Annotated in this window: 18 protein-coding genes; 12 read left to right on the top strand and 6 right to left on the bottom strand. The window is 67.7% G+C overall.

The genetic code is table 11. The features are described from left to right. Positions 1–3 precede the first annotated feature (3 nt). Together IBJ82_RS35305 and IBJ82_RS05725 are read right to left on the bottom strand one after the other, a co-directional pair. On the bottom strand, positions 4–1,008 hold the full coding sequence (locus IBJ82_RS35305) for a DUF4873 domain-containing protein (RefSeq protein ID WP_194824826.1): 1,005 nt from the start codon (positions 1,006–1,008) through the stop codon (positions 4–6). Next, positions 1,005–1,898: a diiron oxygenase gene (locus tag IBJ82_RS05725; RefSeq protein ID WP_194824827.1), complete on the bottom strand. Its 894-nt coding sequence runs from the start codon at positions 1,896–1,898 to the stop codon at positions 1,005–1,007. Before IBJ82_RS05725 ends, IBJ82_RS35305 begins: the two co-directional genes overlap by 4 nt. A gap of 110 nt (positions 1,899–2,008) precedes the next feature. On the opposite strand from IBJ82_RS05725, the gene IBJ82_RS05730 reads away from it, so the two are divergent. Further along, positions 2,009–2,734 carry a TetR/AcrR family transcriptional regulator gene (locus IBJ82_RS05730; RefSeq protein ID WP_370585162.1) on the top strand — a complete coding sequence of 242 codons (726 nt, stop codon included), beginning with the start codon at positions 2,009–2,011 and terminating at the stop codon, positions 2,732–2,734. Position 2,735: 1 nt separating this feature from the next. On the opposite strand, the gene IBJ82_RS05735 is transcribed toward IBJ82_RS05730, so the two are convergent. Further along, on the bottom strand, positions 2,736–3,917 hold the full coding sequence (locus tag IBJ82_RS05735; protein WP_194824828.1) for a DUF418 domain-containing protein: 1,182 nt from the start codon (positions 3,915–3,917) through the stop codon (positions 2,736–2,738). 149 nt (positions 3,918–4,066) lie between these two features. Between IBJ82_RS05735 and dop the strand changes: the two genes are divergently transcribed. From dop to pafA, 5 genes are all read left to right on the top strand, one after another. Beyond that, positions 4,067–5,566, top strand: a complete 1,500-nt coding sequence (gene dop, locus IBJ82_RS05740; protein WP_194824829.1) for a depupylase/deamidase Dop — start codon at positions 4,067–4,069, stop codon at positions 5,564–5,566. A 119-nt stretch (positions 5,567–5,685) separates the two neighbouring features. Continuing rightward, entirely contained in the window at positions 5,686–5,880 is a 195-nt protein-coding gene (locus IBJ82_RS05745) for a ubiquitin-like protein Pup (RefSeq protein ID WP_019047503.1), read from the top strand. Then, on the top strand, positions 5,877–6,722 hold the full coding sequence (gene prcB / locus IBJ82_RS05750; protein WP_194824830.1) for a proteasome subunit beta: 846 nt from the start codon (positions 5,877–5,879) through the stop codon (positions 6,720–6,722). Before IBJ82_RS05745 ends, prcB begins: the two co-directional genes overlap by 4 nt. Further along, positions 6,719–7,492, top strand: coding sequence for a proteasome subunit alpha (gene prcA, locus IBJ82_RS05755; RefSeq protein WP_194824831.1), 774 nt, complete (start codon positions 6,719–6,721; stop codon positions 7,490–7,492). Before prcB ends, prcA begins: the two co-directional genes overlap by 4 nt. A 165-nt stretch (positions 7,493–7,657) precedes the next feature. Continuing rightward, positions 7,658–9,016 (top strand): Pup--protein ligase, encoded by a 1,359-nt coding sequence (pafA, locus tag IBJ82_RS05760; RefSeq protein WP_194824832.1) that lies wholly within the window; start codon positions 7,658–7,660, stop codon positions 9,014–9,016. Positions 9,017–9,108: 92 nt separating this feature from the next. Here the strand turns inward: pafA and IBJ82_RS05765 are convergent, their stop codons facing one another. Next, complete coding sequence (locus IBJ82_RS05765; protein WP_194824833.1) at positions 9,109–9,744, bottom strand: TetR/AcrR family transcriptional regulator; 636 nt, start codon at positions 9,742–9,744, stop codon at positions 9,109–9,111. Positions 9,745–9,873: 129 nt separating this feature from the next. On the opposite strand from IBJ82_RS05765, the gene IBJ82_RS35310 reads away from it, so the two are divergent. The 6 genes from IBJ82_RS35310 to IBJ82_RS05795 are packed head-to-tail and all read left to right on the top strand — an operon-like array spanning position 9,874 to position 16,126. Further along, positions 9,874–11,025 carry an acyl-CoA dehydrogenase family protein gene (locus IBJ82_RS35310; protein WP_194824834.1) on the top strand — a complete coding sequence of 384 codons (1,152 nt, stop codon included), beginning with the start codon at positions 9,874–9,876 and terminating at the stop codon, positions 11,023–11,025. Positions 11,026–11,041: 16 nt separating this feature from the next. Beyond that, positions 11,042–11,794: a 3-oxoacyl-ACP reductase FabG gene (fabG, locus tag IBJ82_RS05775; protein WP_194824835.1), complete on the top strand. Its 753-nt coding sequence runs from the start codon at positions 11,042–11,044 to the stop codon at positions 11,792–11,794. Positions 11,795–11,810: 16 nt separating this feature from the next. After that, positions 11,811–12,968: an acyl-CoA dehydrogenase family protein gene (locus tag IBJ82_RS05780; RefSeq protein WP_194824836.1), complete on the top strand. Its 1,158-nt coding sequence runs from the start codon at positions 11,811–11,813 to the stop codon at positions 12,966–12,968. Then, the gene (pcaF, locus tag IBJ82_RS05785) at positions 12,965–14,173 is read left to right on the top strand and encodes a 3-oxoadipyl-CoA thiolase (protein WP_194824837.1); all 1,209 of its coding nucleotides are present in this window, start codon (positions 12,965–12,967) and stop codon (positions 14,171–14,173) included. The genes IBJ82_RS05780 and pcaF overlap by 4 nt, the downstream gene beginning before the upstream one ends. A gap of 7 nt (positions 14,174–14,180) precedes the next feature. Continuing rightward, complete coding sequence (locus IBJ82_RS05790; RefSeq protein ID WP_194824838.1) at positions 14,181–15,674, top strand: long-chain fatty acid--CoA ligase; 1,494 nt, start codon at positions 14,181–14,183, stop codon at positions 15,672–15,674. Beyond that, a complete protein-coding gene (locus tag IBJ82_RS05795; protein WP_194824839.1) occupies positions 15,671–16,126 on the top strand; it encodes a MaoC family dehydratase in 456 nt (151 codons plus the stop codon). The genes IBJ82_RS05790 and IBJ82_RS05795 overlap by 4 nt, the downstream gene beginning before the upstream one ends. On the opposite strand, the gene IBJ82_RS05800 is transcribed toward IBJ82_RS05795, so the two are convergent. Together IBJ82_RS05800 and IBJ82_RS05805 are read right to left on the bottom strand one after the other, a co-directional pair. Further along, the gene (locus tag IBJ82_RS05800; protein WP_194824840.1) at positions 16,127–16,513 is read right to left on the bottom strand and encodes a VOC family protein; all 387 of its coding nucleotides are present in this window, start codon (positions 16,511–16,513) and stop codon (positions 16,127–16,129) included. A gap of 10 nt (positions 16,514–16,523) precedes the next feature. Next, positions 16,524–17,324 carry an AraC family transcriptional regulator gene (locus IBJ82_RS05805; protein WP_194824841.1) on the bottom strand — a complete coding sequence of 267 codons (801 nt, stop codon included), beginning with the start codon at positions 17,322–17,324 and terminating at the stop codon, positions 16,524–16,526. Between the last annotated feature and the right edge of the window lie 8 nt (positions 17,325–17,332).

Consider the following 17,332-nt stretch of genomic DNA (forward strand, 5'->3'; position numbering starts at 1 on the left):
CTGCTATGCCTCGAGCGCGAAGGGTGGGGTGCCGATGCCGGTGACCCGGAGATTGCCCCATGGGTCACGTTCGGTGAGGTGCGCCGCCGCGGGTTCGCGGCCGGGTAGGACGAGGAAGGCGGATGCGCGCGTCGGTTCGGGGAGGGTGGTGGTCTCGGTGGGATCGAGGCGGCCGTACCAGTGGTAGCGGCCGTCGATCGGGTCGAGGTGGCCGGTGAGGGTGGCCACGACGGAGTATTCGGCTCCGGGTAGATCGAGGAGGGCCGGTCCGGCGTAGTCGTGATCCGGATGCCGGTCGGCGGCGACGGTGATGTCGAAATGGTGGGGTTTCGGCCGGCCCGGGCGACGCTTGCTCGGCGTCAGGTCGAGCCGCCGGTGGTATTCGTGCTGGATGCTGGCCCGCACTTCGATCCGGGTGCCCGATTGCCGCTGCAGCGCGTGGACCCAGGTGGCGACGAGATCGACTCGGACCGACTGTGCGGCCAACGGTTCCTGGACGGCGGGTTCGGTACCGCCGACGAAGAACAGGTTCGGAAAGCCATGGGTCGCGATGCCGCGAAAGGTGACCGGAGCGGGCGACCACGCCGCGTCGAGTGTGCGGGCCTCGCGTCCGGTGACCGGCAGTCGGACCCCCTCGGTCCGGGCGCCGACGGGACGGTCCGCGGTTTCAGGTGCGGAGTCGACGCGGAGTCGCCGGGTGGTGTCGGCGGTCAGAATCACCACCCTCGCCTGGGCGGGCTCGTCCCCGACCAGGTGGATCAGCCAGTGGTCCTCGTTCTCGTCGAAAACGAGTTCGTTGACATCGACCAGGCGCCGGGGGAGCGGCCGATCCTCGCGAGACAGCCACCTGTGCCGTGACGTCCAAGGCGTCCGGCGCTGTCCGCCGACCGGAGATCGAGACGGATCACCTGCTGGAACCGGTTCGTAGACACTCACTTCGGCGATACCGGCCGCCCGCAGCGCGCGCACGATCGCCGCGGATTCGGCGCCGATGACAGCGACGCTCACAGCAGACCCACCGCCCGCCACCGCCTACGTCCGACCGATCCGATCAGCCCGTGCTGACCGAGGAACGTCACCAGTTCCGCCGCCCCGGCCGCCCTGGATTCCCGCGCCCTCGGATTACGCAGTGCGGCCCTGCGTGCCTGTCGACCGTCGAGTCCGGCGCGAATGTACAGATGCCGGTTGGTGACCAGCGAGACGAACAGCGGTCCGGCCACCGCCACGCACAGGCGGATATAGGCTCGCTCACCCGCCGACATCGCGGGCACACGCCGAGCCAGCGCGTCCCTGGCGAAGCCGATGTGGCGTGCCTCCTCGGTGACGTGGACGCGCATGGCCCGCGCGACGATCGGCTGCAACTGGGGATCGTCGAGCATCCGCCGCTGCAGCGCGTCGAAGATCTCCTCACCGACCAGCGCCGCCACCCACACCATCGGGCCGTGCAGCACGGCGGGCAGTGCGGTGATTGCGAGCCGCGCCGCCGGACGCGGCCAGTACGGGCGGGCCTCGATGCGCTCGATGAGTTTGCCGAACATCATCATGTGCCTGCACTCGTCGGCCATCTCGGTGAGCGTGTAGTGCGAGGTCGCGGAGGTGGGGTCGCCGCGGAGCAGTTCGCGCAGCAGCAGTCGGTTGAGCAGGTTCTCGAACCAGATGCCGACCGAGAGCACATTGGCCAGTTCCTGGCGGGAGAGCTCGCGCTGCTGGTCGGGTGTCATCGCGTCCCACAGTTCGGTGCCGTAGAGCGAGATGACGCGCGGGGGCAGGAACAGCTTCGCCGGGTCGAGAGGTTCGGCCCAGTCGATGTCGACCACCGGGTCATAGGATCTTCGCACCGAGCCGATCAGCAGGCGCTGGGCGAAGGAATCGCGCGGGGAGGCGGTAGCGTTGGGCATCGCGGGCTCACTCTCGGCGTAACGTGCCACGCTAGGTGTTACAGCGTGTATCACCAAGGTTAGTGGAACGCCATGTCACGGTCAATATCGGCACGGGTATCGTTGCCACTGTGACTGCACCATCCGCGCACGCCGATCAGACCGCCGGCGACGGTCGCGCCACCCGCTGGCACGGCCACAAAGAGCGCCGCCGCGCGGAGATGATCGACGCCGCCATCGAGGTGATCGAGGAACACGGTCTCGAGATCTCGGTGCAGTTGATCGCCGAACATCTGGCACTGCCTCGACCGGTGGTCTACCGCCATGTCGGTGGGCGGGCCGAACTCGACGCGCTGTCGCGGCAGCGGATCCTGGAGCTGCTGCTCGCGGAGCTGCTGCCCGCCCTGCAGTCCGAGGGCTCGCTCAAAGAAGCCGTCCGCGGTGCCATCGGCACCTACCTCGGCTGGATCGAACGCCACCCGAATCTGCACCGCTTCCTCGGCGACGCGGCACCGCAGGGCGCGCCGAGTCTGAGCGGCGCGGGCCGCGCGGTGGGTGGACAGCTTGCCGACATCTTCGCGGCCACCCTGGCCCGGTTCGGTATCGACCCGGCGCGTGGTCGGCCGATGGCATTCGGCATGGTCGGTCTCGTCGACGGTGTGGTGGCGAGTTGGCGCGCGGAATCGGAACCGGTCCTCACCACCGAGCAGGTGCAGGGCATTCTGACCGAGTCGGTGCTGTCGCTGTTCGAGGGCAACGCGCGCAGTCTCGGTGTTCCGCTGCAACGGGATTCGCTCATCGCCGACCTGCTCATCGCGCCGGACGCGGCCCCGCCGCCCGGTGAGCGACTGCGCTGACTCAACCGGCCAGCGCGCGATAGGTTCGATTCCACAGCCACTCCACGGGGCCGCGCTCGAATCGGCGCAACCACAGGTGGGCGAAGGTGATGATCGCGGCGGCGACGAGCAGGTAGATCGCCACGGTGAACGGCACCCTCGCCGAGTCGGATACCCGTGCCGCCAGGCCGAAACCCCAGCCGTAGCAGAGGATTCCGGCGATCAGGTTCTGCAGGATGTAGCAGCTGAGGGCGGTGCGGCCGACCTCGCTCAATCGTGTGCCCGCGAAGCCGATGCGGGGCCTGCGCAGGTAGAACTCGGCGACCGCCGCCAAGATCGCGAGGGCGACGAACGGCGCCGTCCCGTACCGCGTGAAGAAGATGAAGTTGCCACCGCCCACGATGCCGACCCCCAGATCCAGCGGCGCGGCGATCACGAACCCGATCACCATGAGCCTGCGGCGAATTCGCGCGCCCTCGGGCCGGAAGACGCCCGCACGGAACAGTCGCGCGCCGACCAGGAACAGCGCGATCGACATCGGGAACACGAAGATCGTCTCGAGCCGGAAGATCAGGGCGTTGTCGATACGGAACAGCACCAGATCCCAGAAGGAGCCGTCCGCATAGGGATTCGGGTCGAGCGGTGCCGAGTCGGCGCTCTCCTGTGGTGGCGCGAAGGTCCAGGCGGCTGCGAACAACGTCAACATCGTCACGTGGACCGAGGCGGCGATGACCAGCCAACGGCGTTGTGCTCGTTCACTTGTCGCGAGTATGTACGCGACCACCAGGCCGGTCAGCGCATAACCCATCAGTACGTCGAACTCCGCCACGAACAGAAAGTTCAGTAGACCGTCGAGGAACAGCAGTCCCGCGCGGTAGGGGTATCTGCCGGGCCACGGCCGCCCGCCACGCTGCGCCGACCCCTGCTGGATGGCGAGCCCGATCCCGAACATCACCGTGAGCAGGCCGAGGAATTTGCCCTGCGCGAGCTGCTGGAGCACCCGTTCGGACCACATCCAGGCGTTCTCGGGGGTCGCGCCGAGCTCGTCGAGGTAGCCGACCATGCCCGCCGCATCGGTGAAGATCCAGATATTGGTACCGAGAGTGCCCAGGATCGCGATGCCGCGCAGCACATCCAGCGCGATCAGGCGAGCGGGCCCTGGCGCGGCGGGCGCTGCGGCGGCGGGTGCGACGGCGTCGGTCATGCACCGAGTATCAGCGCGACCACCGGCTCAGCGGATCGCTCACGAGGACGATTCCGTAGTCCCCCTCTTGGGGGACGTTCCCGGCCTCCCACGGCCCCGCTGGGCCGAGATGCGGGTGCGGGTCGGACCCGTCGCCTAGGCTCGTCTGCATGCAGCGCATCATCGGAATCGAGGTCGAATACGGCATCTCGACCCCCACGGAGCCGACGGCCAACCCGATCCTCACCTCCACGCAGGCCGTTCTCGCCTATGCCGCCGCCGCGGGATTGCCGCGAGCCAAGCGGACCCGGTGGGACTACGAGGTGGAATCCCCGCTGCGTGACGCGCGTGGATTCGATCTGAGCCGGATGAGCGGGCCCGCCCCGGTCATCGACGCCGACGAGGTCGGCGCGGCGAACATGATCCTCACCAACGGCGCCCGGCTCTACGTCGACCACGCCCACCCGGAGTACTCCGCACCCGAGGTCGTGGATCCGCTCGACGCGGTCATCTGGGACAAAGCGGGCGAGCGGGTGATGGAGGCGGCCGCCCGGCATGCCTCGAGCGTGCCGGGCGCGCCCCGGCTGCAGCTGTACAAGAACAACGTCGACGGCAAGGGCGCTTCCTACGGCACCCACGAGAACTACCTGATGAGCCGCGACACCCCGTTCAGCCACATCATCGCGGGCCTGACGCCGTTCTTCGTCTCCCGCCAGGTGATCTGCGGTGCGGGCCGGGTCGGCATCGGCCAGTCCGGTGACCACGCCGGTTTCCAGCTGTCCCAGCGCGCCGACTACATCGAGGTCGAGGTCGGCCTGGAGACCACGCTCAAGCGCGGCATCATCAACACCCGCGACGAGCCGCACGCCGACGCCGACAAGTACCGGCGACTGCACGTGATCATCGGCGACGCCAACCTCGCCGAGATGTCGACCTACCTCAAGGTCGGCACCACCGCGCTGGTGCTCGACATGATCGAGGGGGGCGAGGACCTCTCGGAGTTCCAGCTCGCCCGCCCGGTCACCGCCGTGCACCAGATCAGCCATGACCCGACGCTGCGCGCCACCGTCGCCCTTGCCGACGGTCGCGAGCTGACCGGCCTTGCGCTGCAACGGCTCTACCACGAGCGGGCCGCCAAGTTCGTCCACCGCGAAGGCAACGACGACCCGCGCGTGCTCGACATCCTCGACAACTGGGCGATGGTCCTGGACCTGCTCGAGCGCGATCCGATGGAGGCCGCGCACCTGCTCGACTGGCCGGCCAAACTGCGTCTGCTCGAGGGCATGCGCACCAGGGAAGGGCTGGGCTGGGCCGCGCCGAAACTGCACCTGATGGACCTGCAGTACTCCGATGTGCGCCTGGACAAGGGGCTCTACAACCGACTGGTCGCGCGCGGGTCGATGAAGCGGCTCGTCAGCGAGCAGCAGGTGCTCGACGCGATGACCAACCCGCCCACCGACACCCGCGCCTACTTCCGCGGTGAGTGCCTGCGCCGGTTCGGCGCCGATATCGCCGCCGCCAGTTGGGATTCGGTGATCTTCGATCTCGGGGGTGATTCGCTGGTGCGGATTCCGACGCTGGAACCGCGCCGGGGCACGAAAGCGCACGTAGGAAAGCTGCTCGACGCCTCGCGCACGGCCGCGGAACTGGTCGAGCAGCTCACCCACTGACGCGTCGCGGGGCACGACCGCGCGACAATCCGATCGCTATCGACCACCTTGTCGGATCGGCTCGGTAGGGTTGTGGGACACACACGATCATCGTGATGAGGAAGAGGAGGTCGGCTGCCATGGCACAAGAGCAGACCAAGCGCGCCGGGGGTGGCGACGAGGACGAGGGCCCCGAGGGCGTCGACGCGGCAGGGCAGGAACGCCGCGAGAAGCTCGCGGAGGAAACCGACGACTTGCTCGATGAAATCGATGACGTGCTCGAAGAGAACGCCGAAGACTTCGTGCGGGCATATGTGCAGAAGGGCGGCCAGTGACCCCAGGTGACCCCTTGCGCCTCCACGCGGGGCGGGCTCTCTCCTCGTTCACCGAACATCTCCGCATGCACGCTCCGGACCTGTTGCCCGCCAACAGGTTTCCGACCTCGGATCTGACCGCGACGAAGGACCTGGCGCCGCACGGCACCACCATCGTCGCGGTCACCTACCGTGGCGGCGTACTGATCGCGGGCGACCGCAGGGCGACCATGGGCAACCTGCTCGCCAGCCGCGACACCGAGAAGGTGTATATCACCGACACCTTCTCGGCGGCAGGCATCGCGGGCACCGCGGGCATCGCGATCGAAATGGTTCGGCTGTTCGCGGTGGAGCTGGAGTACTACGAGAAGATCGAAGGCGTACCGCTCACCTTCGACGGTAAAGCCAACAAGCTGTCGAAGATGGTTCGCGACAATCTGCCTGCCGCCATGCAGGGTTTGGCCGCGATCCCGCTGCTGGTCGGTTTCGACGACCAGATCCTCGACCTCGACCGGTCCGGTCGCATCGTGTCCTACGACGTGGTCGGCGGGCGCAGCGAGGAGCGGTTCGGCTACACCGCCGTCGGCTCGGGTTCGATGTTCGCGAAGTCGTCGCTGAAGAAGCTCTACCAGCGCGGCATCGATCAGGATCGGGCCCTGCGGATCGCGGTGGAATCGCTGTTCGACGCCGCCGACGACGACACCGCCACCGGTGGTCCCGACATGCTGCGCGGGATCTTCCCGACAGCGGTGGTGATCGGCGCCGACGGTGCGGACGAGATCGGTGAGGATCGTCTCGCCGAGATCGCCCGCGGTGTGATCGCCGACCGGGAAGCCGCGGAAGAAGGGGGCGCCGTCCTATGACGCTGCCGTATTACGCCTCGGCCGAGCAGATCATGCGCGACAAGACCGAGCTCGCCCGTAAGGGCATCGGTCGCGGTCGCAGCGTGATCGTGCTGGTCTACGCCGACGGCGTGCTGTTTGTCGCCGAGAACCCCTCGGCGACGTTGCACAAGGTCAGCGAGCTCTACGACCGCATCGGATTCTCCGCGGTCGGTAAGTACAACGAGTTCGAGGCCCTGCGCCGCGGCGGCATCCTGCAGGCCGACCTCAAGGGTTACCAGTACGACCGGCGCGATGTCACCGGGCGTGGGCTGGCCAACCTGTACGCGCAGACCCTTGGGTCGATCTTCACCGATCAGCTCAAGCCCTACGAGGTGGAGATCTGCGTCGCCGAGGTGGGTTATCCCGAACAGTCACCGACCTCGGTGCTGTACCGGATCACCTTCGACGGGTCCATCGTCGACGAACGCGAGTACGTCGTCATGGGCGGCACCACCGAGCCGATCCTGACCCAGCTCAAAGCCACCTACAAGCCGGGTCTGTCCCTGGACGACGCGTTGAAGGTGGCGATCGGCGCACTGCTGGCCGGTCAGCCCGAAGCCGACAAGGACAAGCGTTCGCTCGGTGAGGCCTCCCTCGAGGTGGCCACGCTCGAGCAGCAGCGGCCGCGTCGGGCGTTCCGCAGGCTGCAGGGCCCGGCCTTGGAGTCGGCGCTCGCCGCGTCGAAGCCCAAGCCGAAGCCGGTCAAAGAGGCGAAACTGCCAGAACCCGACGACGACGCGGGGAAATAACCCACCGTCACGATCATGATCGGGCCTGCGAATCACTCTGGTTCGCAGGCCCGATCTCGTCGTGTGCGCGGCGGTCGTTCGCTGTCCGAATCGTTGTGAACACGTATGCGAATGGGATGTCAGGAGCGCCGCGCGGGCACTGGTCATGGCTGTAGTGTCGATAGTGTGCAGCGACGAATCATGGGGATCGAGACCGAGTTCGGTGTGACATGCACCTTCCACGGTCACCGTCGGCTGTCCCCCGACGAGGTAGCCCGGTACTTGTTCCGCCGGGTGGTGTCCTGGGGCCGTAGCTCCAATGTCTTCCTTCGCAACGGTGCCAGGTTGTACCTCGACGTCGGATCGCATCCCGAGTACGCCACCGCCGAATGCGACAGCCTGGTGCAGTTGGTCACCCACGACCGGGCAGGCGAGCGGGTACTGGAAGACCTGCTCATAGACGCCGAACAGCGCCTCGCCGAGGAAGGCATCGGCGGCGACATCTACCTGTTCAAGAACAACACCGACTCCGCGGGCAACTCCTACGGCTGCCACGAGAACTTCCTCGTGGTCCGCGCGGGTGAGTTCTCCCGGATCTCCGATGTGCTGCTCCCGTTCCTGGTCACCCGCCAGCTCATCTGTGGGGCAGGCAAGGTGTTGCAGACGCCGAAGGCGGCCACGTTCTGCCTGTCGCAGCGTGCCGAGCACATCTGGGAGGGCGTCTCCTCGGCGACCACTCGCTCGCGCCCGATCATCAATACCCGCGACGAGCCGCATGCCGACGCCGAGAAGTACCGGCGCCTGCACGTGATCGTCGGCGACTCCAACATGGCCGAACCGACCACCATGCTCAAGGTGGGTACGGCGTCGCTGGTGCTGGAGATGATCGAGGCGGGGGTGTCGTTCCGCGATTTCGCCCTCGACAACCCGATACGGGCCATTCGCGAGGTCAGCCACGATCTCACCGGTCGTCGTCCCGTGCGCCTGGCCGGCGGACGTCAGGCCAGCGCCCTCGAGATCCAGCGCGAGTACTACGCCCGCGCGGTCGAGCACCTGCGCAACCGCGACCGCGATCCGCAGGTCGACGCGGTGGTGGATCTGTGGGGTCGCACCCTCGACGCGGTCGAGGCGCAGGACTTCGCCAAGGTCGACACCGAGATCGACTGGGTGATCAAGCGCAAGCTGTTCCAGCGCTACCAGGACCGCTACAGCATGGAGATGTCGGATCCCAAGATCGCCCAGCTGGATCTGGCCTATCACGACATCAAGCGTGGTCGCGGTGTGTTCGACCTGCTCCAGCGCAAGGGTCTGGCCAAGCGGATCACCGAGGACGACGCCGTCGACGCCGCGGTGGACACCCCGCCGCAGACCACGCGGGCCAAGCTGCGCGGCGACTTCATCACCGCCGCTCAGGAGGCCGGCCGCGATTTCACCGTCGACTGGGTGCACCTCAAGCTGAACGACCAGGCGCAGCGCACGGTGCTGTGCAAGGATCCGTTCCGATCGGTCGACGAGCGCGTCGACCGGCTGATCGCCTCGATGTAGGCGAACCCCTCAGACGGGGGGACCACGACGGAACCGGTGGCGCATGGGAGCGATTGCGTAGGCGCCACCGGTTCCCTCGTGTGTAGGGCGGCTCAGTCCGCGGTGACGACCGTCGCGTAGGTGGCGTTGAGCCCGGCGACGAACGCGGTGAGCGCCAATTCGAAACTGTCGTCATCGATTTCGTCGGCGATCGCGCGCAGCAGGTGGGCCTGGTTCAGGTGCGGGTACCGGTCGCGGTAGACCTGCACGTCGTCGGCGAACCCCCCGGCGAACGAGCCGACCGTCGAACCCATGACCAGGTAGCGAGTGGCCGCGCCGATCATGGTGGCGTAGCGCGGTGGCCAGCCCGCACCGACCAGACCGCCGTGCACGGCGTCGGCGGCGCGGAGATTCTCGGCGCGGCGCCCCGGGCCCGTGGCCAGGTACGGCACGAAATTCGGGTGGGTTGCCAGTGCCGCGCGATAGCTGCGTGCCCAGTCCGCGAGTGCTCGATCCCAGCTCACCGTGTCGAAGGTCGAGGTGTCGACGAGGCTCATGATGCCGGTGGCGATGTCGTCGAACAGCTCGTCCTTGTTCGGGTAGTGGCCGTAGAGCGAGGCGGCCTGCACGCCGAGTTCGGCGCCCAGCTTGCGCATGGAGACCTCGGCGAGCCCGTCGCGGTCGATCAGGACCAGCGCGGCGTCGCGAATTCGCTCGCGGCTCAACAGCGGTACGCGCGGCCTCGCCATGCGCTCCTCCATCTCTCGTCGGGGAATCGAACGGTATCACCGATGTCGAAAACGACTCTTGATTAACCGAACGGCGTTAGGATACGGTGCCCGAGTAAACCTAACGCCGTTTGGTTCAGGAGTGGTTCCGTGGATTTCCAGCTCACCCCCGCGCAGTCCGACCTGCGCGAACTCGCCCGTACTTGGGTGGACAAGGAAGTCGTGCCGTATGCCGCCCAGTGGGATCGCGACGAATCGGTGGATCCGAAGATCGTCGGCAAGCTCGGTGCGCTTGGCTTCCTCGGCATCGGGATCGCGGAGGAATACGGTGGCTCCGGAGGCGACACCTTCGACTACTGCCTGCTGCTCGAGGAGCTCGGGCGCGGTGACAGCGCGGTGCGCGGCATCGTGTCGGTCTCGCTGGGCCTGTTCGGCAAGTCGATCGCCGCGTACGGCACCGAGGAGCAGAAGCAGCGGTTCCTGCCGGGAATCTGCGCGGGGGAGCAGCTCGGTTGTTTCGCGCTGACCGAACCCGGCACCGGCTCGGATGCGGCGAACCTCGACACCCGGGCGACACGTGACGGTTCGGACTGGGTCCTGTCCGGCACCAAGATCTTCATCACCAACGGCACCTGGGCAGATCACGCGCTGGTATTCGCGCGGACCGGCGGCCCCGGGCCCAAGGGGGTCACGGCGTTCGTGGTGCCGACGGACGCACCGGGTTTCGGCCGGACCGAGATCAAGGGCAAGCTCGGTCTGCGCGGCCAGGCCACCGCCGAACTCGTCCTCGACGGGGTTCGGGTGCCCGACGCGCTGCGCCTCGGCGAGGAGGGGCAGGGCTTCCGGATCGCGATGTCCGCGCTGGACAAGGGCCGCATCGGGGTCGCGTCCGGGTGTGTCGGGCTGGCTCGTGCCTGCCTCGAAGCCGCGGTGCGTTACGCCGGTGAGCGTGAACAGTTCGGCAAGCCGATCGCCGGCTACCAGCTGGTGCAGGAACTCCTGTCCGATATCGCCGTCGACACCGACGCCGCACGGCTACTCGCCTGGCGCGCAGCCGATCTCGCCGACCGCGGCGAACCTTTCGGCACCGCCGCGTCGATGGCGAAGTTGTTCGCCTCCGAGGCGGCGGTCTCCGCAGCCAACAACGCGATCCAGGTGTTCGGCGGCTACGGCTACATCGATGAATACCCCGTCGCCAAGTACCTGCGCGACGCCCGCGTGCTGACCCTCTACGAGGGCACCACCCAGATCCAGAAACTGCTCATCGGGCGCGCCCTCACCGGCGTGAATGCCATTGTCTGACACAGGAGTACGACCCATGATCCACAGAACAGCCCTCGTCACCGGGGCGGCCCGCGGTATCGGCGCGGCGACCGCCGCCCGCCTGGCCGACGACGGATTCGCCGTGGCCGTCCTCGATCTCGACGCCGACGCCGCGGTACTGGCCGCCGGGCAGATCAACGCGGCGGGCGGCACCGCGATCGGCCTCGGCTGCGATGTCGCCGACGAGGCGCAGGTAGCCGCCGCCGTCGCGCGCACTGTGGCAGATTTCGGCTCGCTCGACGTCCTCGTGAACAACGCGGGCGTGCTGCGCGACAACCTGCTGTTCAAGATGTCGGTGGAGGACTGGGACACCGTGATGGCGGTGCACCTGCGCGGTGCGTTCCTGTGCTGCAAGGCCGCGCAGAAACACATGGTGGACAACGGCGGCGGCGCCATCGTCAACACCTCGAGCGTTTCGGCGCTCGGCACCCGTGGTCAGGCCAACTACGCGGCGGCGAAAGCCGGCATCCAGGGCCTGACCCGCACGCTGGCCATGGAACTCGGCCCGTTCGGGATTCGCGTCAATGCTGTGGCACCCGGCTTCATCGCCACCGAGATGACCGCGGCCACCGCGGCGCGCAGGGGCATGAGCGCCGAGGAACTGCAGGCGAAGACCGCCGAGATCACCCCGCTGCGCCGGGTCGGCCTGCCCGCCGACATCGCGAATGTGGTCGCCTTCCTCGCCTCCGACGATGCCGGGTTCGTCACCGGACAGACCGTGTACGTCGACGGCGGACGTCGTCTCTAGATTTCGGAGAACCATCATGCAGAGAACAGTTTTCAACGACGAGCACGAGGCATTCCGTAAGACCGTGCGCGCGTTCATCGAATCGCAGGTCGCACCGGTCTACGACCAGTGGTACGAGGCGGGCATCGTGCCGCGCGAGTTCTACGGCAAGCTGGCCGATCTCGGTGTGTTCGGGATCGAGGTGCCGGAGGAATACGGTGGCGCCGGCATCGAGTCGTTCAAGTTCCAGGCGATCCTGCTGGAGGAAACCACCCGCGCCGGTGTGTCTTTCGGTGGTTCGGGCGTGCACGTGGGCCTGTGCCTGCCGTATCTGAAGAATCTCGCGAGCGAAGAACAGAAGCAGCGCTGGCTGCCGGGGTTCGTCTCGGGCGAGATCATGTTCGCGATCGCGATGACCGAGCCCGGCACCGGCTCCGACCTCGCCGGAATGCGGACCACCGCGCAGCTTTCCGAGGACGGCACGCACTACGTGCTCAACGGTTCCAAGACGTTCATCACCGGTGGTGTGCACGCCGATCGGGTGATCGTCTGCGCGCGGACGGCCCCTGCCTCGGACACCGATCGGCGTCACGGGATCTCGCTGCTCGTCGTCGACACGAACTCGCCGGGATACGCGGTGGGCCGCAAGCTGGACAAGCTGGGTCTGAAGGTGTCCGACACGGCCGAGCTGTCGTTCACCGACGTGCGGGTGCCGGTCTCGGATCTGCTGGGCGAGGCGAACAAGGGTTTCAGCTACCTGGGCCAGAATCTGCCGCAGGAACGGCTCTCGATCGCGCTCGGCGCCTACGCCCAGGCCAAGTCGGCGATTCGGTTCACCCTCGAATACACAAGGGGCCGTAACGTTTTCGGCCAGCCGGTCGCGCAGTTTCAGAACACCAAGTTCGAACTGGCCGCCTGTCAGGCCGAGGTCGACGCCGCCGAGGCGGTCGTGGACCGGGCGCTGGAGGCCCTCGACCGCGATGAGCTCACCGCCGCCGACGCGGCCTCGGCCAAACTGTTCTGCTCCGAGGTGGCCTCGCGGGTGATCGACCGCTGCCTGCAGCTGCACGGTGGCTACGGCTACATCAACGAGTACCCGGTGGCCCGCCTGTACGCCGACAACCGGGTCAACCGGATCTACGGCGGCACCAGCGAGGTGATGAAGATGATCATCGCCAAGGACATGGGCTTGTGACGGGCGCCGCGTATCTGGTCGACGGTGTGCGGACGCCGTTCGGCCGGTACGGGGGCGCGTTGGCCGACGTGCGCCCCGACGACCTTGCCGCGCACGCGATCGCGGCGCTGGTAGCGCGCCTGCCGAGCGTGGATTTCGGCGCCGTCGACGATGTGGTGTTCGGCTGCGTGAACCAGGCGGGCGAGGACAATCGCAATGTCGCGCGGATGGCGGCCCTGCTTTCCGGGTTGCCGGTGACCGTGCCCGGTCTCACCGTGAACCGGCTGTGCTCGTCCGGTCTGGATGCCGTGGGCTCCGCGGCCAGGGCGATCCGGTCCGGTGACGCGGACCTGGTGATCGCCGGTGGGGTGGAATCGATGACCCGCTCGCCATATGTGCTGCCGAAAAGTGGTGCGCCATGGGATCGTTCGGCGCAACTAACCGACACCACGATCGGCTGGCGGTTCGTGAATCCCCGGATGCGTGAACGGTACGGCACGGACACGATGCCCGAAACCGCGCAGAACATCGCCGACGAGTACGGCATCGCGCGTGCCGATCAGGACGCGTTCGCGTTGCGCTCGCAGCAGCGGGCGGCGGCGGCGATCGACCGGGGCAGGCTGGCGCGCGAGATCACCGCGGTGCCGGTGCCGCGGCGGCGCGGTGAACCGGTGCTCGTCGATCGGGACGAACATCCGCGCGAGACCAGTGCGGAGTCGCTGGCGGCGTTGCGGGCCGTGGGGCCCGGCGGATCGATCACCGCGGGCAACTCCTCGGGGATCAATGACGGCGCCGCTGCGCTGCTGCTCGCCTCCGAGGACGCGGTTCGTCGGTACGGTCTCACCCCGCTGGCACGGGTCGGGGCGGTGGCCGCGGCCGGCGTCGCGCCGCGAACCATGGGTATCGGGCCGGTGCCTGCCGTCGAAAAACTGCTCGCCCGAACAGGTTTGGGGATCGGTGAGATCGACGTCATCGAGCTCAACGAAGCCTTCGCCGCGCAAGCCCTTGCGGTGTTGCGCGGGCTCGGCCTGCCCGACGACGCCGATCACGTCAATCCCAACGGTGGTGCGATCGCGCTCGGACATCCGCTCGGCGCCAGTGGTGCGCGGCTGGCGCTCACCGCGGCACTCGAACTCGTCGAACGCGACGCGCGCCACGCGATCGCCACCCTGTGCGTCGGCGTGGGACAAGGCCTCGCTGTCCACCTCCATCGCTTCGAACACTAGGAACACCATGAACGCCACTCTTTCCCTGGCGAGCATCCTCGCCGAACCGGCCCGTCGCCGACCGAACCACCTCGCCCTGATCGAAGGCGACACCCGCATCACCTTCGCCGAGCTGTGGCGCCAGGCCCGCGAACAAGCCGGTGCCCTGATCGCGCGTGGTGTGAAACCCGGTGACCGGGTCGGGCTGCTGTGTCCGAACACCGCCGACTTCCCGCGCGCCTACTTCGCCATCCTGGCCGCGGGCGCGACGGTGGTGCCCGTGCATCTGCTGCTCACCGCGCCGGAAATGGAGTACGTGCTGCGCGACAGCGGCGCCTCGTCGCTGATCTGTCATCCGATGGTCGCGGCCACGGGTGCCGAAGCCGCTCGCAACGCCGGCATCGATATCGTGGCACCCGAAGAGCTTGTCGGCGAAGTGATTCCGAACTTCGTCTCGCGTGGTCCCCTCGATACCGCCGTCGTCTTCTACACCAGCGGCACCACCGGAACGCCCAAGGGCGCCGAACTCAGCCATCTCAATATGGTGATGTGCGCGACGGTGAACACCTTCGACGCCAACGAGATCCACCGCGACGACATCGCACTCGGCGCGCTGCCGCTGTTCCACGTGTTCGGGCAGACGGTGTCGATGAATTCGCACTGGCGGGTCGGCGGCACCCTGGTGCTGATGCCGAGATTCGATGCGGCCGCGGCTATTGCGCTGATGGAGGCTGAGCGGGTCAACCTGTTCCACGGTGTGCCCACCATGTATCTGTCGCTGATCGAGGCGGCGGCATCGGCACCGCGACTGCCGGAGCTGAAACTGTGCATCAGCGGTGGCGCCGCACTGCCCGTGGCCGTGCTCGAGGAATTCGAGCGCGTCTTCCACGCGCCGGTGCTCGAGGGATACGGGCTGTCGGAGACCTCGCCGACCGCCGCGGTGAACCAGCCGTGCTTCGGCACCGAGCCGGGCACCGTGGGGCATTCGGTGTGGGGAGTCGATGTGGAGATCGCCGATCCCGCGATCGCCGATCGCATCGAATTGCTGCCCATCGGCGCCGTGGGGGAGGTGGTGGTGCGTGGGCACAACGTGTTCAGCGGCTACACCGGCAGGCCGGAGGCGACCGCGGCGGCCGTGATCGACGGGTGGTTCCGGACCGGCGATCTCGGTACCCGCGACGAAACCGGCCGGGTGCGCATCGTCGACCGGATCAAGGAGATGATCCTGCGCGGTGGTTTCAACGTCTATCCGACCGAGGTGGAAGCGGCCCTCATGCGGCACCCGCACATCGCGCAGGTCGCGGTGATCGGCGTGCCCGACGAGCATTACGGTGAGGAGGTCGTGGCGGTTGTCGTGCCGGACGGCGCGCTGACCGAGCAGGAAGTGATCGACTTCGCCAAGGTTCAGGTCGCGAAGTACAAGTACCCGCGCCGCGTCGAATTCGTCACCGAGCTACCGCTCGGTCCCACCCACAAGGTTCTCAAGCGCGAACTGCGCCAACGTTTCGGAGGAGCGGCATGACAACGGATTTCGCCGATTTCGACGCCGTGCGCGCCGCGGTCGGAACCGAACTGGGCCCCAGCGAGTGGGTCACCGTCGACCAGCGCCGCATCGACCTGTTCGCCGAGGCCACCGGCGACCACCAGTGGATCCATGTCGACGCCGAACGCGCCGCCGCGGGCACCTACGGCACCACCATCGCCCACGGACTCCTCACCCTGTCGCTGATCGTGCCGATGACCCAACAGATCATGAGCGTCAGCGCCGCGAAGGTAGGCATCAACTACGGCTTCGACCGAGTCCGTTTCCTCACCCCTGTCCCCGTCGACAGCCGCATCCGCGCCCACCTCACCCTCACCGAGGTCACCGAAGTTCCCGGCGGCGTCCAAATCCATCGCCACGTCACCGTCGAACTCGAAAACGCGCCCCGCCCGGCGTGTGTGGCCGATTCCATCGCCCGCTTCCTCCGCTGACTATCGGAGTTCTCCGCTGATGACCCAGAGGTGGCCGAACGGGTCCGCCACCCTGCCCTGGCGCTTGCCGTAAGGGCGGTTCTCGACGGGGATCACGAGCTCGGCGCCGTAGCGCACCATCCGGTGCGCTACGGCCTCCGGGTCGGCAACGGTGAGCACGAGCAGCACGGGCGAGCCGCCCACCGAACGTGGATCGGACCACCCCCATTCCTCGACACTCTGCGCCAGAGCGAAGACGACCGCGCCGAGCGTGAGTTCGGCATGGTTCACCACGCCGTTGTCATCGGCGACTCGAAGACTCACCTCGGCTCCGAGCGCCTCGGTGTAGAAGGTGATCGCTGCCTGCGCATCGGAGACCAGCAGCTTCGGGACCAGGTGGTTGTTCATGCCTCCATGCTCACCGAGCGGGGCGTTGTCGGCCTTGTAGATTTCGGCCCTCTTCGTCGAGCCACTCGGTGGGCGTGGTGTTCATGAGGTCGCGGAAGTCGTGCACGAGGTGGCTCTGGTCGTGGTAGCCCGACTCGGCTGCCACCTGGGCCCACGAGGCAGCACCTGTGCCCGCACGGCCCACCGCGGACTCCACACGGGCCACGCGGGAGGCGAACTTCGGGGTGATCCCCAGCGAGCGTCGCATCACGTGTCGCAGTCGCCGGGGGCTCAGGTGCACCTCGCGCGCGAGGTCGTCGACCGAAGCCGTCCCGCTACCGGCTCGGATCAGGTCCAGCGCGCGGTAGGCGTCGTCGGCTCGGGTGTCGGGATCGGCCCGGTACAGCTGGTCGAGAAGCCGGATTCGCAGGAGTGTCTCGCGGTGACCGACGGGATGGTCCGCCAACTCCTCGCACAGCGAGTTCACCCACGGCAGAACAGCATCGGCGATCACACCGCCCGCGTCCACCTCGCTCAGCGGCATCCCGATCAGCCTGCGCAAGGCCGCGGCCGACAACTCGACATAGGCCGTCGGCTGCCGCGGCCGCAGGGTCGTGACCGGTGTCGCGATCCCGGGCCGCATCAATCCGGCCACCACCGCCTGGGCGTTGAGGGTCCGTCCGTCGTAGTCGACCTCGATCGGGGCGCCGAGGCTGACGACCAACCGCGCGGACAGCGTGGGAACGGCCCGGTGGGGACGAGCGCGACCGACGTGCTCGCTGACCGCCACCACGCCGATGCCCGCGGCACGGCAGGTCAGACGTAGGTCCACCGTCACAT

This window comes from Nocardia sp. XZ_19_231 (assembly GCF_015355705.1).
GTDB classification, from domain to species: domain Bacteria; phylum Actinomycetota; class Actinomycetes; order Mycobacteriales; family Mycobacteriaceae; genus Nocardia; species Nocardia salmonicida.

What these genes read in the sequence shown, in the direction of transcription:
- IBJ82_RS05745 (WP_019047503.1), top strand. Translation starts at nt 5,686, where the DNA reads ATGGCACAAGAGCAGACCAAGCGCGCCGGGGGTGGCGACGAGGACGAG.
- IBJ82_RS05780 (WP_194824836.1), top strand. Translation starts at nt 11,811, where the DNA reads ATGCAGAGAACAGTTTTCAACGACGAGCACGAGGCATTCCGTAAGACC.
- IBJ82_RS05725 (WP_194824827.1), bottom strand. Translation starts at nt 1,898, where the DNA reads ATGCCCAACGCTACCGCCTCCCCGCGCGATTCCTTCGCCCAGCGCCTG.
- IBJ82_RS05795 (WP_194824839.1), top strand. Translation starts at nt 15,671, where the DNA reads ATGACAACGGATTTCGCCGATTTCGACGCCGTGCGCGCCGCGGTCGGA.
- fabG (WP_194824835.1), top strand. Translation starts at nt 11,042, where the DNA reads ATGATCCACAGAACAGCCCTCGTCACCGGGGCGGCCCGCGGTATCGGC.
- prcA (WP_194824831.1), top strand. Translation starts at nt 6,719, where the DNA reads ATGACGCTGCCGTATTACGCCTCGGCCGAGCAGATCATGCGCGACAAG.
- dop (WP_194824829.1), top strand. Translation starts at nt 4,067, where the DNA reads ATGCAGCGCATCATCGGAATCGAGGTCGAATACGGCATCTCGACCCCC.
- IBJ82_RS05765 (WP_194824833.1), bottom strand. Translation starts at nt 9,744, where the DNA reads ATGGCGAGGCCGCGCGTACCGCTGTTGAGCCGCGAGCGAATTCGCGAC.
- IBJ82_RS05790 (WP_194824838.1), top strand. Translation starts at nt 14,181, where the DNA reads ATGAACGCCACTCTTTCCCTGGCGAGCATCCTCGCCGAACCGGCCCGT.
- IBJ82_RS05735 (WP_194824828.1), bottom strand. Translation starts at nt 3,917, where the DNA reads ATGACCGACGCCGTCGCACCCGCCGCCGCAGCGCCCGCCGCGCCAGGG.
- IBJ82_RS05800 (WP_194824840.1), bottom strand. Translation starts at nt 16,513, where the DNA reads ATGAACAACCACCTGGTCCCGAAGCTGCTGGTCTCCGATGCGCAGGCA.